Origin of the sequence: Priestia sp. Y58 (assembly GCF_029522095.1) — a bacterium.
Taxonomy (GTDB): domain Bacteria; phylum Bacillota; class Bacilli; order Bacillales; family Bacillaceae_H; genus Priestia; species Priestia megaterium_E.
The window spans coordinates 268,402-281,205 of sequence record NZ_JAKWFL010000001.1 but is presented as its reverse complement, the minus strand read 5'-3'; the positions used below and the strand labels follow the sequence as shown (position 1 = coordinate 281,205).

General features: G+C 39.6%; 11 protein-coding genes. 10 read left to right on the top strand and 1 reads right to left on the bottom strand.

The annotated features are described in order from the left end of the window. Positions 1-135 precede the first annotated feature (135 nt). The 10 genes from MMB68_RS01560 to MMB68_RS01515 all read left to right on the top strand — a co-directional run bounded on the left by MMB68_RS01560 (position 136) and on the right by MMB68_RS01515 (position 12,485). A complete protein-coding gene (locus tag MMB68_RS01560) occupies positions 136-1,500 on the top strand; it encodes an aspartate aminotransferase family protein (protein WP_269870327.1) in 1,365 nt (454 codons plus the stop codon). A 1-nt stretch (position 1,501) separates the two neighbouring features. Beyond that, positions 1,502-3,022, top strand: coding sequence for a pyridoxal phosphate-dependent decarboxylase family protein (locus MMB68_RS01555; RefSeq protein ID WP_277548074.1), 1,521 nt, complete (start codon positions 1,502-1,504; stop codon positions 3,020-3,022). After that, a complete protein-coding gene (locus MMB68_RS01550; RefSeq protein ID WP_277548071.1) occupies positions 3,000-4,754 on the top strand; it encodes an IucA/IucC family protein in 1,755 nt (584 codons plus the stop codon). Before MMB68_RS01555 ends, MMB68_RS01550 begins: the two co-directional genes overlap by 23 nt. Then, positions 4,751-5,344 (top strand): GNAT family N-acetyltransferase, encoded by a 594-nt coding sequence (locus tag MMB68_RS01545; protein ID WP_277548069.1) that lies wholly within the window; start codon positions 4,751-4,753, stop codon positions 5,342-5,344. The genes MMB68_RS01550 and MMB68_RS01545 overlap by 4 nt, the downstream gene beginning before the upstream one ends. Further along, a complete protein-coding gene (locus MMB68_RS01540; protein ID WP_221783444.1) occupies positions 5,323-6,612 on the top strand; it encodes a lysine N(6)-hydroxylase/L-ornithine N(5)-oxygenase family protein in 1,290 nt (429 codons plus the stop codon). Before MMB68_RS01545 ends, MMB68_RS01540 begins: the two co-directional genes overlap by 22 nt. Before the next feature lie 3 nt (positions 6,613-6,615). Beyond that, positions 6,616-7,773 (top strand): MFS transporter, encoded by a 1,158-nt coding sequence (locus MMB68_RS01535; RefSeq protein ID WP_221783445.1) that lies wholly within the window; start codon positions 6,616-6,618, stop codon positions 7,771-7,773. Next, on the top strand, positions 7,770-9,575 hold the full coding sequence (locus MMB68_RS01530) for an IucA/IucC family protein (protein WP_221783446.1): 1,806 nt from the start codon (positions 7,770-7,772) through the stop codon (positions 9,573-9,575). The genes MMB68_RS01535 and MMB68_RS01530 overlap by 4 nt, the downstream gene beginning before the upstream one ends. Before the next feature lie 287 nt (positions 9,576-9,862). Continuing rightward, a complete protein-coding gene (gene purU / locus MMB68_RS01525; RefSeq protein WP_221783447.1) occupies positions 9,863-10,765 on the top strand; it encodes a formyltetrahydrofolate deformylase in 903 nt (300 codons plus the stop codon). A 443-nt stretch (positions 10,766-11,208) separates the two neighbouring features. Beyond that, entirely contained in the window at positions 11,209-12,003 is a 795-nt protein-coding gene (locus MMB68_RS01520) for a thymidylate synthase (protein ID WP_013058746.1), read from the top strand. Next, on the top strand, positions 12,000-12,485 hold the full coding sequence (locus MMB68_RS01515) for a dihydrofolate reductase (RefSeq protein WP_016765324.1): 486 nt from the start codon (positions 12,000-12,002) through the stop codon (positions 12,483-12,485). The genes MMB68_RS01520 and MMB68_RS01515 overlap by 4 nt, the downstream gene beginning before the upstream one ends. A 51-nt stretch (positions 12,486-12,536) precedes the next feature. Here MMB68_RS01515 and MMB68_RS01510 read toward each other — a convergent pair whose 3' ends face one another. After that, positions 12,537-12,755 (bottom strand): hypothetical protein, encoded by a 219-nt coding sequence (locus tag MMB68_RS01510; protein ID WP_025750217.1) that lies wholly within the window; start codon positions 12,753-12,755, stop codon positions 12,537-12,539. Between the last annotated feature and the right edge of the window lie 49 nt (positions 12,756-12,804).

Here is a 12,804-nt window from a genome sequence, read left to right as displayed (position 1 = left end):
ATTTTTAAGCGCCTAGAGTGGAATAGGAATAATTTCATATTTTCAGAATAATCATTGACAGTGATAATCATTATCATTTATTGTTGTAGTTGTTAATGAAAATCATTATCAATTGAATAAACAGGAGGATATGATATGTCAACGTCAACGAAACAACTTACATCAAATAAAATGCTGCTTGCTATACAAAATGAACGAGAATCCAATGCAAGGTCTTACCCGAGACGCCTTCCTATTGCGATTAAGCAAGCAAAGGGCGCCGTGATCACGGATATGGATGGAAAAGAGTATATTGATTGTTTAGCCGGAGCCGGTACGCTTGCTCTAGGTCATAACCATCCCGTAGTTCATGAAGCAATTCAAGACGTTTTAGCAAAATCTATTCCTTTACATACATTAGATTTAACAACGCCTGTGAAAGAAGCTTTTGTTGATGAAGTATTCGCTAGTTTACCAGAAAACTTTGCAAATAAAGCGAAAATCCAATTCTGCGGTCCAACTGGAGGAGACGCGATTGAAGCGGCTTTGAAGCTTGTAAAAACAGCAACAGGCAACCGAACGATTTTATCTTTTCAAGGGGGATATCACGGCTCCACGCACGGAACGTTAAGCATCAGCGGTACAACCAGTCCCAAAAAGCACATTCATGCGCTAGTACCTGATACACATTTTTTACCTTATCCATATGAATACCGCTGCCCGTTTGGCGTAGGTTCTGAAGGTCACACGTACATTAGTACATATATTGAAAATATGCTGGATGACCCGGAAAGCGGAATTGTGACTCCAGCGGGTGTTGTAGTAGAAATCGTACAAGGAGAAGGAGGTTCTGTTCCAGCGCCGATTCCATGGTTAAAAGAGCTTCGCCGAATTACAAAAGAACGAAATATTCCGCTTATTGTCGATGAAGTTCAGACTGGAATCGGGCGAACAGGGAAGCTTTATGCATTCGAACACGCTGATATCGAACCGGATGTATTAGTACTATCTAAAGCGATTGGAGGAAGCCTGCCTTTATCCGTTGTTCTATATGATAAAAAGCTTGATCAATGGGAAGCAGGTGCACATATCGGCACATTTAGAGGAAATCAGCTTGCGATGGCTACAGGACGAGCTACTCTGCAATTTATAAAACAAGAAAACTTACCTGCACATGCTCATGAATTAGGAGCTTATATTCAGAGTCAGCTAAAACATATTCAAAAGCAAGTATTCTCAATTGGTGATGTACGCGGAAGAGGTTTAATGCTGGGCGTTGAAATCATCGACGCAACAAAGCCGGCTAATAAAATCGGCAGTCATCCTGCAAACGGTGAGTTAGCTAAGCTGATTCAAAAAGAATGTTTCGACAGAGGCGTCATTTTAGAAGTGGGTGGAAGACATGGTGCTGTTATTCGTCTGCTTCCTCCATTAATTTTAACGAAACAACAAACCGATGAAGTGTTAACAAGATTTGAAGAAGCGATAAAAGCAGCAGAAGAGAAGTGGGTGAATAAATAAAATGGCGCCGTTTGAAAAGTGGTTTTTATCATCATCCAAAGAAAGCCTCGAGAATTATGAAGCGATGATAGGCGGAATGACTGAGATGATTAAACGTCACTACCATACACTAAAAGCCCCTTATACTCACATAGACATTCACGAACTATCGAACTTAGTCAATCGCTCGGTCTATTTTAACGAGCATGAACAGCCGCTAGAAGATCTGTTTGATGACGTACAAGCCGTAGTGATGGATCATTCGCTTCATATTTCGCATCCCGGGGCAATGGCGCACTTGCATTGTCCTCCGATTATACCGGCCCTTGCTGCAGAAGTGATGATTTCTGCTTTAAATCAATCTATGGACTCGTGGGATCAAAGTCCGGCAGCTACGTATATAGAAGATCAAGTGATTGATGAGTTAACACAACAAATTGGTTATCCAAGCTCTTCTTCCGGCGTTTTTACAAGCGGAGGGACTCAGTCGAATTATATGGGACTTCTGCTTGCTCGTAATGAGTATTGTCATGCTGCATTTTCCATTGATGTTAGTGAAGAAGGCTTACCGTTTGAAGCTAAAAAACTGCGAATTTTCTGCTCTGAAAAAGCCCACTTTACGGTACAGCAATCTGCAGCTCAGCTTGGACTGGGCATGAATGCTGTGGTGAGTGTAAAGTGCAATGAAAGGCACGAGATGGATATAGAAAATTTAGAAGAAGCAATACGGGAAGTCAAAGCCCAGGGAAACCTTCCTTTTGCTGTTGTAGCAACGGCAGGCACGACGGATTTTGGAAGCGTGGATCCTCTTTTTGAAATAAGTGAGCTGGCTAAAAAAGAAGGGCTTTGGCTTCATGCTGACGCCGCTTATGGAGGAGCGCTGCTGTTTTCACATAAATATCGTGAACGCTTAAAAGCTCTTGAACGAGCAGATTCTATTACGATGGATTTTCATAAGTGGTTTTATCAGCCGGTAAGCTGCGGGGCATTTTTACTGAAGAATTCAGCTATGTTCAAACACATTCAGCTTCATGCAGATTATCTAAATCCTGAAGAAGATGAGCATGTACATTTGGTAGATCGCAGTATTCAAACGACCAAACGATTTGACGCCTTGAAGCTATGGCTGACTTTCCGTGCAGTAGGTACAAATGAGTATGGAAAAATGGTTGATCATACGATTGAAACGGCTAAGCAAACAGCTGAACATTTACGAAAGCAAAGGAATATTGCGGTGTTAAATGATCCTTATCTGAACGCGGTTGTATTTCGCTATGTGCCAGATACTTTATATGGTGATTGTCAAAAACAGCAGCATTATGAAAATAAGTTGAATCAGCGTATTCAGCGGCACTTATACGAAAAAGGCACTTTTATCATGGCAAAAACAAAGCATAAAGAGCAGGCATATTTAAAGCTAACGATGTTAAATCCTATGATTACAGTTGCTTCTGTTGCCACTCAGTTAGAGGAAGTCGTGGCTTTAGGAAAAGAGTTGGAGAAAAAGGAGGAGCGATTACGTGAACGCTCAGTTATCGGCTAATTTTATTACAATGCAAAATATTATTAATTGCTATATTCGAGAAACAGGTAAGGGAGTATGGCAGTCCGTTTCAGAAATGAAAAGCGAGGAAACGCTCGTTCTTAGGCTAGAAAAACAGCCGGTAACTCTTTACTTTCCAGTAAAGTACCGCTCAGCTACCGGACGTCACTTGTTCTTTCCGGTCTTTTATTATCGCATTCGGAAAGATGAGCTCAAGGAGTTAGATGTCGTCACTCTTTTAGCCTTTCTTTTAAAAGAAGTAACAGATCATTTACTGCAGGTGAATGAGTTAATTGTACGTGTGCTACTAAGCTATGAAAATATGAAATTGTTCATTGAAAAAAGACAGAAAGAGTTAGAAACGTGTTATAAATGGGACAAAACCTTCTTAGAATCTGAGCAGTCATTGCTTATTGGCCACCAGCTTCATCCAACACCTAAAAGCCGTCAAGGGATATTACCTGAAGAAGAAGAGGTATTTGGGCCTGAAGTGAACGGCAAATTTCAGCTTCATTATTTTAAAGCACATAAATCGCTTGTTGAAGAACAGTCCGCCGGGAGTCAAACCGCTTCACAGCTTATTAAAGAGCAGTTGAAAAAAGATAAGAAGGTTTCTGAAGAATTCATACAGTCGTATTGCCAAGCGGACGACTATTCACTTATACCTATGCATCCGCTGCAAGCTCGTTATCTTTTAGGAAAAGAAGAAGTGTGTGAATGGATTCAAAAAGGCAGGCTTGCTTATCTAGGGCCACACGGTCAGCCGTTTTATCCGACTTCGTCTGTTAGAACTGTATACAGTGAAGATGCAGATGTAATGTACAAATTTTCTATTCCGGTGAAGATTACTAATTCACTGAGAGTGAATAAACGTAAAGAATTAAACAGAGGTGTAGAAGTGAGTCGTTTATTGCAAAAGGGATTACAGGCGGAGCTTCAAGAAAATCATCCGGCTTTTCAAGTAATCGAAGACCCTGCTTACATCACGCTTGGAACAAAGGAGCTTGGGTTTGAAGTCATGGTTCGAAGCAACCCTTTTCAAGGTGAGCATGGGAACCGTACAACGCTCTTAGCAAGTTTGTGTCAAGATCATGTGTTTGGGAAAGCTTCTCAAATTGAAAATATTATTAATCATATTGTTTCAAGTGAAAATAGCACGAATGAAGACATATGCAAGCGCTGGTTTAAACGCTATTTAGATGTTTCTTTTCATCCTATGATGTGGCTTTACACTCAAAAAGGAATTGCGCTGGAAGCTCATCAGCAAAATTCCGTTATTAAACTTGATGAAAACGGATATCCATCGGTGTTTTACTACCGTGACAACCAAGGCTATTACTTTATGAAATCAAAGGAACAAGAGCTTCGCAAGCTGCTTCCTTCCTTAAACGGAGAAAGCGATACGGTATGTGATGACGCTGTAGCAGAAGAAAGATTTCGTTATTACGTATTTTTTAATCATATTTTAGGATTAGTTAACGCTTTTGGTGCAGCTGGCCTCGTTCAAGAGTCAGATCTGCTATTGATTCTGCGACAAGAAATAGAGATGTACAAAGAAAAAGATCATACGGAGCTTGTTTCATCGATGTTAGAAGAGAAAGTGCTTCCTTGCAAAGCCAATTTCTTAACGCGCGTTCATGATATGGATGAGCTGGTAGGCTCTCTTGAAACGCAGTCTGTTTATGTAAATGTTGAAAATCCTCTGTACGAATCTGCAGGTGCACGGGTATGAAATCGGCATTACAAACGCAGTATCCATTTATGATTCAGCAAAAGGAGCAGAGCATCACCTTTCGCTCTGTTTCTTTTGCAAAAGATTTCGAACGGCTGTACAAGTGGATGCATGAACCGCATGTTATTCCGTATTGGAATTTAAATATTTCAAAACAGGCGTATGAGCAGCATTTAAAAACATTTCTCGCTGATTCCCATCAAAAACTGCTAATTGGAGAAATTGACGGTGTACCTATGAGCTATTGGGAATCTTATACGGTTGACGGCGATATTATCAGTAACTATTACCCTTATGAAAAAGGAGATCAAGGGATTCATTTATTAATTGGAGAACCTGATTTTTTAGGAAAAGGCTATATTTATCCGCTCCTTCTTAGTTTACTAAAGCACAAGTTCGAGGTAGCAGATACTGCTAAAGTAATAGCGGAACCAGATATACGAAATGAAAAGATGATTGCAGTATTTAAAAAATGCGGCTTTCAATTTATGAAAGAAGTGTCGCTGCCTGATAAAACAGGTGTATTGCTGAAATGTGAAAGAAAAGTATTTGAAAGAAGGTGGAGCGAATGGAACAACGGGACATTTTAGACGTAATTGGAGTAGGAGTTGGTCCATTTAATTTAGGATTAGCAGCTTTAATTGATAAAACAGATTGTACATATAAATGTTTTGAACAAAAAAATGAGTTTAATTGGCATCCAGGAATGCTTTTAGAAGGGACCACTCTTCAAGTTCCGTTTATGGCAGATGTGGTCACGATGGTGGATCCGAAAAGTCCATACACGTTCTTAAATTATTTGCATGAGCATGAGCGCTTGTATCAGTTTTATTTCTTTGAGAAGTTTCATATCCCAAGAAACGAATACAATCATTATTGCCGCTGGGTAGCAAGCCAGCTGAGCGGGCTTGAATTTAACAGCACAGTAAAAGAAGTAAAAATGCATGAAGATGCTAAACCTTACTACGAAGTAATAGTTGAAAAAGAAGGAAAACTTCATACCTATTACAGCTATCATCTTGTAACCGGAGTAGGTACTCAGCCTGTGGTGCCAAGAGACTTTCAAACAGTGGCAAGCGATACATTTTATCACTCCGCTCATTATAAAATGAAGCGTGAGCAAACGCTGAAGGCTAAAAGTATAACCGTAATTGGCTCTGGTCAAAGCGCAGCTGAAATTGTCTATGACTTACTTCAACAGCAGCCTGAATTTGATTACAAGCTAAATTGGTATACGCGCTCAAAAGGGTTTTATCCGATGGAGTATTCAAAGCTTGGCCTTGAACATTTTTCACCGGATTATACCCGCTATTTTTACAGATTGCCCCAAGAGAAAAAAGAGAGCGTTTTACGAAATCAAGCTCTTTTATACAAAGGAATAAGCTTTGAAACGATTGGTGATATTTATGAGTTGATTTACGAACGAACGATTGGTGGGAAAGAAGTGCCGCTAACAATGCGCGCGCTTACGGAACTTGCAGGCGTTGAAAAGACAAACGATACACATCTTCTTACTCTTCACCAATACGAGCAGGACTCGTTTGAAAAAGAAGAAAGTGAAATTGTCATTATGGCTACGGGCTATCATGCAAAAGAGCCTGCTTTTATGGAAGGTTTAAAAGAACATTTGCTGTTTGATGAAAAAGGACAGCTGAAAATTAGCGAACTTTATCAAGTTGAGATGAAGAAAAAAGGCGCTCCGCTATTTGTTCAAAACGGAGAGCTTCATACACACGGGGTTGGAGCCCCAGACTTAGGTTTAGGCGCTTATCGAAATGCTGTTTTGATTAATCAAATTGCAGGTAAAAACGTGTACAAAATATATGAAAATACTGTCTTCCAAAAGTTTGGATTTTAAGAAATGATTTCTCCGCGCTTTGTTTTTATCTGTTTGTTTATGACCATGACGTCAGAGGTATTATTATCACCATTTTATCCACAGTATTTTACAAATGCTTTCCATGTAGATGGAGTCGCAATGACGTCTTTTTTTATTATTTGCTGCCGGATTGTGGTCATTGTTATGACTCCTTTATGGGGAATGCTGCTTAAGAAGTGGAAAGTACAACATATAATCGCAGCGTCCCTTCTAATGACAGCCTTAATTAAAGTCATTCTGAGCGAAGTTTCTACTTTTTATGGATTTTTAGTCACTTCGTTAGTATTACTTGTGTTTCAAAGCAGTTTATATCTTTTGTACCCATATTTAGTAGGCGGCATGAAAAATGGACAGAAAAAGGCAAGTGCCGCAACAACCTATGTATTTATTGTTCATACGGCTATTATTGTCGCTAGCTTGTTTGGAAGTACGATTATTGCATGGGAAATGCCGCTTAAAGTATATCAGTACTTTGCTTTAGCTGATATGGTACTGGCCGTATGGCTCATAACAAGAAAAGCTTCATCTTTAAAAAAAGAAAAAACACCATCATACATTCAAAGTATAAACGAGCCTATTTTTTTCTATTTGCTGGTTATTTTCTTTTTTCACCTTGGACACAATGTCATTCGCCCTTATTTTACATTGTTTACAAGTGACACATATGGTATGAGCAGTCAAGGCAGCGCTTTGTTATATGTGATGCCGAGCATTATGGCGATCATCTTAAAGCTTATGGTACCTACAAAGCTATTTAATGGCAAAGTTATACCGCTTTTTTATGGCGTAACGGGTGCTAGTGCTTTACTGCTATGTTTGCAAGCATATGCCGATCATCTCAGCATGTTTATTATAAGTCGAATTTTATATGGAGCTGGGTTTTATCTCAGCATGGTTATACTTGATATCTATTTATTTCAAAAAAGCAAAAAAGGAGCTGCTTACTATTACAGCTGGCTTATTGCTGTTCAAAATCTTGCCCTGCTGATTGCACCGCTTTTAGCACTAGAAATCAGCAAAGTAAATTTAGCGCTTCCTTTAGCAGCTGGTGCCGCTGCTTTGCTAGCTGCTAGCGCTGTAATGCCGTTGCGTAATAAAACAATCCCTATCCTAAGACAAGTAAAGGAGAATGAAGGATGAAAATCAAAGAAACGAATCTTTCCGTATTTAATAAGCAATCATGGGAAAAAGCAAATCGACAGCTTTTAGCTAAAATGCTGCAGGAATTTATGTATGAACATATTATTACACCGAAGGAACTGCAAAAGCAGGGTGAGATTTCCACCTACCAGTGGGAAGACCACCGGGGCGTTACGTATACATATCAAGCGAAACAGCGAATGTTTGATAGTTTTTCTGTACTGCCAGAAAGTATTAAGCTGACATCTAAAACGTCAATCCCTACATTTTCTGAGGCCTTGCAGATGTTAATTAGCCTATCTGAAGACAAAGGAATGTCTAGCTCAACCGCAGGTCACTTAGCCAAAGAATATTTTCATACGTTAATAGCAGACGTGCATTTGCAAAATCGAAAATCAGCTGATGAATTAGCAGATATGGATTATGCGGAGCTAGAAGGTGAAATGACGGGACATCCTTGGATTACATACAACAAAGGCCGCATCGGATTTGGCTATGATGATTATCTGCGGTTTGCACCTGAGCAAAAACAAAAAATTCAGCTTTCATGGATTGCTGTAGCGAAGCAAATTGCTTCTTTTCATTCATTAGATACCCTCGGCTTTGATGATGTTATGAAACAGGAGCTAAGCGGTGAGAGGCTAGCTGAATTTGAAAAAGAATTAACAAGCCAAGACCTTTTAGCAGCGGACTATTATTATATTCCCGTTCACGAATGGCAGTGGATGAACGTGATTGTTCCTTTATTCGCTGAATACATTGCAAATGATTTAATTGTTCCGTTAGGAGAAGGTGAAGATCAATACTTGCCTCAGCAGTCGATTCGTACATTTGTGAATACAACAAATCGAGATAAATATCATGTAAAGCTTCCCATGAGTATACTAAATACGCTTGTGTACAGAGGCCTTCCAAGTGAGCGAACGGTAATTGCTCCTCAAGTAACTCAGCACATAAAAGGCATACGAGATCGCGATGCGTTTTTAAAAGATACGTGCAAAGTAGGACTTTTAGGTGAAGTGGCTACGTTAAACGTAACTCAGCCGACGTTTGCTTCTATTAAAAACGCGCCTTATCAGTATTTAGAAATGCTGGGAGTCGTTTGGCGTGAAAGCATTTATCAAGAGTTAGAAGAAGGAGAGCATGCGATTACGCTGGCTGCGCTTTTACATGTTGACAGTAAAGGGAAAGCTTTAGTTTCGTCGTATATAGAAAAGTCAGGTTTAACTCCTAACCAGTGGATTGATGCGTTAACCAGCGCTGTGTTGCCGCCGCTTCTTCATTACTTATATCAATACGGTACTGTATTTTCCCCGCACGGTCAAAATACGGTATTAGTGCTCAAACATAACAAGCCTGTTCGAATTATTATGAAGGATTTTGTAGACGACGTGAATATTAGTGATCAGCCGTTTGAAGAACTGCAGCAGCTATCTTTTGAATTAAAAGAAGTGCTGCGCAGCGAAGAGCCGGAAGGACTGACGCAGTTTATTTTAACAGGGTTATTTGTTTGTCACTTCCGCTATTTAGCAACTATTTTAGAAGAGTATGAAGGCGTAGAAGAAGCGGACTTTTGGAAAAGTGTACGAGCAGAAATTTTACATTATCAAGCATCATTTCCACATTTGAAAAAACGATTTGAACTGTTTGATTTATTACGTCCAACCATTACGAAATTAACGTTAAATCGAAATCGAATGTTTGATTACGGATACGAAGATGACGGAGATCGTCCTCACGCAAGCGAATATGGCAAGGTACGAAATGCTTTGCATGAAGTGAGTGAAAAAGCTGTGCAATAATAAGGAAAAGCCGCTGGTGTTGTGCTAGCGGCTTTTTTATGGTTAATTCAAAAGCAGGAAGCGAAGGGGATGAGCTGCAGCACTTTAGGAAACACTCATTTTATGTATGTGTAGAATGTAAAGGTGAGTGAATGAACGATTTGATGTAATAGATATGCTAGAACAACAAATAAACAAGCCGAAGCAAACGTCTCGGTTTTCTTTTATGAAAGCACTATTTCAATGTCGCATCGCTACAAGGATAATGGTACAATTGTCTGTATATTTAAAAAAAGAGAGGGAATTACATGAAATCGCATATTCAAAAACATTTAACTTCATATAAAGAGAAATATAAAAATCGCGGTCGGCTGCTAATTAGCTGTCCGGACAAACCGGGTATTGTAGCCGCTGTGTCTACGTTTTTACATGAGCACGGTGCAAATATTGTAGAATCAAGTCAACATTCAACGAACCACGAAGGGGGTATGTTTTTTATCCGTTTCGAATTTGAATGTGAGGATTTATTAGCTAAAGAAGCAAAACTAGAAGAAAGCTTCAAAAAAATTGCCAATACATTTTCAATGAACTGGCAGTTTACATATGCTCATAATTTGAAAAAAACAGCTATTTTTGTGTCAAAAGAGCCTCATTGTCTACTAGAGCTGCTGTGGGCATGGGAAAGCGGAGATTTGATGACAGACATCGCTATCGTTGTGAGCAATCACGAAGATGCGCGCGAAGTGGTTGAATCATTCGGTATACCGTTTAAGCATATACCGGCGACAAAAGACATTCGCCAAGAAGCAGAAGCCAAACAGCTGCAGGTATTAAAAGATTATAATATTGACGTGATTATCTTGGCGCGTTATATGCAAATTTTAACGCCGACTTTTGTGGCTGAAAATCCGTATCGTATCATTAATATTCACCATTCATTCTTACCGGCATTCATTGGAGCACGTCCATATGAACGCGCATATCAACGAGGTGTAAAGTTAATTGGTGCTACGTCTCACTATGTAACGGACGACTTGGATGAAGGACCAATTATTGAACAAGATATTGAACGCGTGAACCACCGTGATGATGCGGATGACTTAAAGAAAAAAGGCCGCTTAATTGAACGTACGGTGCTCGCACGTGCTGTAAAATGGCATTTAGAAGACCGCATTTTAGTGCATGAAAACCGCACAATTGTATTTAATTAACAAAGACTAAGCTATTAAAAAGTAGTTTAGCCGAAGGAAGATCCGAACGATGAATCGAGATTCTTGAGAGAGAATGAAATTCGTTCGGATTTTTTTAATGGTGATAGTAAGCGTAGATTTCATCTGTTTAGTTGCTTCTAGCGGTTGATTGGAGGGAAAGGCGAAGACTCCTGCGGGAAAAGCGGAACAGATGAGACCCCTCAAGTGTAAGCGACGAGGAGGCTCATCTGCCAAGCCTTGCACGGAGGTCAACCGCGGTGTCATAAGCGATTCATACTCGATTATTTAATTGATTTTGTTAGGTCTCATTCTCGTTTTTTCCGGGGGAATCGCGTATCTAAATGATAAAAAACTTTTCTACATGAGCTGAGATTTAGTTGTTTACTTAGCTCGTGAACACTTATACAATAGAAAAGGACTTTTTAATAAAGGAAGTGTCGGAAGTGAAACAATATCTTGAACTTTGCGAGCATGTGTTAGCAAATGGAACAAAAAAAGAAGATCGGACAGGAACAGGTACAATTAGCACATTTGGCTATCAAATGCGTTTTAATTTACAAGAAGGTTTCCCGGTATTAACGACAAAAAAACTTCATTTAAAATCAATTATTCATGAACTGCTTTGGTTTTTACAAGGAGATACAAACGTTAAGTATTTACAAGATAACGGCGTGCGCATTTGGAATGAATGGGCGGATGAAAACGGCGAGCTTGGCCCTGTGTATGGGCATCAGTGGCGTTCATGGCCAACGCCGGACGGAGAAAAAATTGATCAAATTACCAATGTTATCAATCAAATTAAAAACAACCCTGATTCTCGCCGCTTAATGGTAAGCGCCTGGAATGTGTCTGATGTAGACAATATGGCTTTACCGCCGTGTCACTGCTTATTTCAGTTTTATGTAGCGGACGGCAAATTGTCTTGTCAATTGTATCAGCGCTCAGCTGATATTTTCCTAGGCGTACCGTTTAATATTGCTTCATATGCGCTGCTTACAATGATGGTGGCACAAGTGTGTGATTTAGAGCCAGGTGATTTTGTTCATACGTTTGGCGATGCGCATATTTACAGCAATCACATTGAACAAGTAAACCTGCAGTTAACGCGTGAGCCTCATGCTTTGCCAAAAATGAAAATCAATCCAGACGTAAAATCAATTTTTGACTTTAAATTTGAAGACTTTGAGTTAGTAGACTATAATGCGCATCCTCACATCAAAGGAGCTGTGAGCGTATGATTTCCCTCATTGTCGCAATGGATCAAAACAGGCTGATCGGTAAAGAGAATGATTTGCCATGGCGCCTTCCGGAAGATTTAAAGTATTTCAAGCGCATCACAACGAGTCATACGATTGTAATGGGAAGAAAAACATTTGAATCAATTGGACGACCGCTTCCTAATCGCGAAAATGTGGTTCTTACACGTCAAAAAGATTATCAACAAGAAGGAGCAACCGTTATTCATTCAGTTGAGGAACTAGAAGCATTAGATGCTGAAAAAGAAGACGAGCTCTTCGTGATTGGCGGAGCTACTCTGTATGAGCAAACATTAGACGTTGCAAACCGACTTTATATTACGCATATTGAAGAATCGTTTGAAGGAGATACACATTTTCCTGCAATTGATTTGAGCGAATGGAAAGTTATTTCGAAGCAGCAAGGAATTAAAGATGAAAAAAATCCCTACACGTATTATTTTACCGTATACGAACGAAGCTAATTTTTCTTGTTAATAAAAAACGCACCCTGCCCTACAAAAAGGCAGGGTGTTTTATATTGATTTTAATTGCTTCATCATTTCGTGAAAAGCCGCTGGGCTCACAAACTGTTCAGGGCTCCAGTTAGCTTCAATCCATTCAATCAGCTCGCTTGGTGTATTAAAAACTTCTCCGCTCGTATCTGCTTTGCGAAGCATGTATCTACCGTTTTCTTCATCTGCAACTATTTCGCATGGAACGGCACTTTCGTGACTTTGAAGCGAAAACTCCATTTACTCCACAACCTTTCTTAGTTTATACCTGTTATCGCATCAGCTGCAT

What these genes read in the sequence shown, in the direction of transcription:
- MMB68_RS01560 (WP_269870327.1), top strand. Translation starts at nt 136, where the DNA reads ATGTCAACGTCAACGAAACAACTTACATCAAATAAAATGCTGCTTGCT.
- MMB68_RS01555 (WP_277548074.1), top strand. Translation starts at nt 1,502, where the DNA reads ATGGCGCCGTTTGAAAAGTGGTTTTTATCATCATCCAAAGAAAGCCTC.
- MMB68_RS01545 (WP_277548069.1), top strand. Translation starts at nt 4,751, where the DNA reads ATGAAATCGGCATTACAAACGCAGTATCCATTTATGATTCAGCAAAAG.
- MMB68_RS01540 (WP_221783444.1), top strand. Translation starts at nt 5,323, where the DNA reads ATGGAACAACGGGACATTTTAGACGTAATTGGAGTAGGAGTTGGTCCA.
- MMB68_RS01535 (WP_221783445.1), top strand. Translation starts at nt 6,616, where the DNA reads ATGATTTCTCCGCGCTTTGTTTTTATCTGTTTGTTTATGACCATGACG.
- MMB68_RS01530 (WP_221783446.1), top strand. Translation starts at nt 7,770, where the DNA reads ATGAAAATCAAAGAAACGAATCTTTCCGTATTTAATAAGCAATCATGG.
- purU (WP_221783447.1), top strand. Translation starts at nt 9,863, where the DNA reads ATGAAATCGCATATTCAAAAACATTTAACTTCATATAAAGAGAAATAT.
- MMB68_RS01515 (WP_016765324.1), top strand. Translation starts at nt 12,000, where the DNA reads ATGATTTCCCTCATTGTCGCAATGGATCAAAACAGGCTGATCGGTAAA.
- MMB68_RS01510 (WP_025750217.1), bottom strand. Translation starts at nt 12,755, where the DNA reads ATGGAGTTTTCGCTTCAAAGTCACGAAAGTGCCGTTCCATGCGAAATA.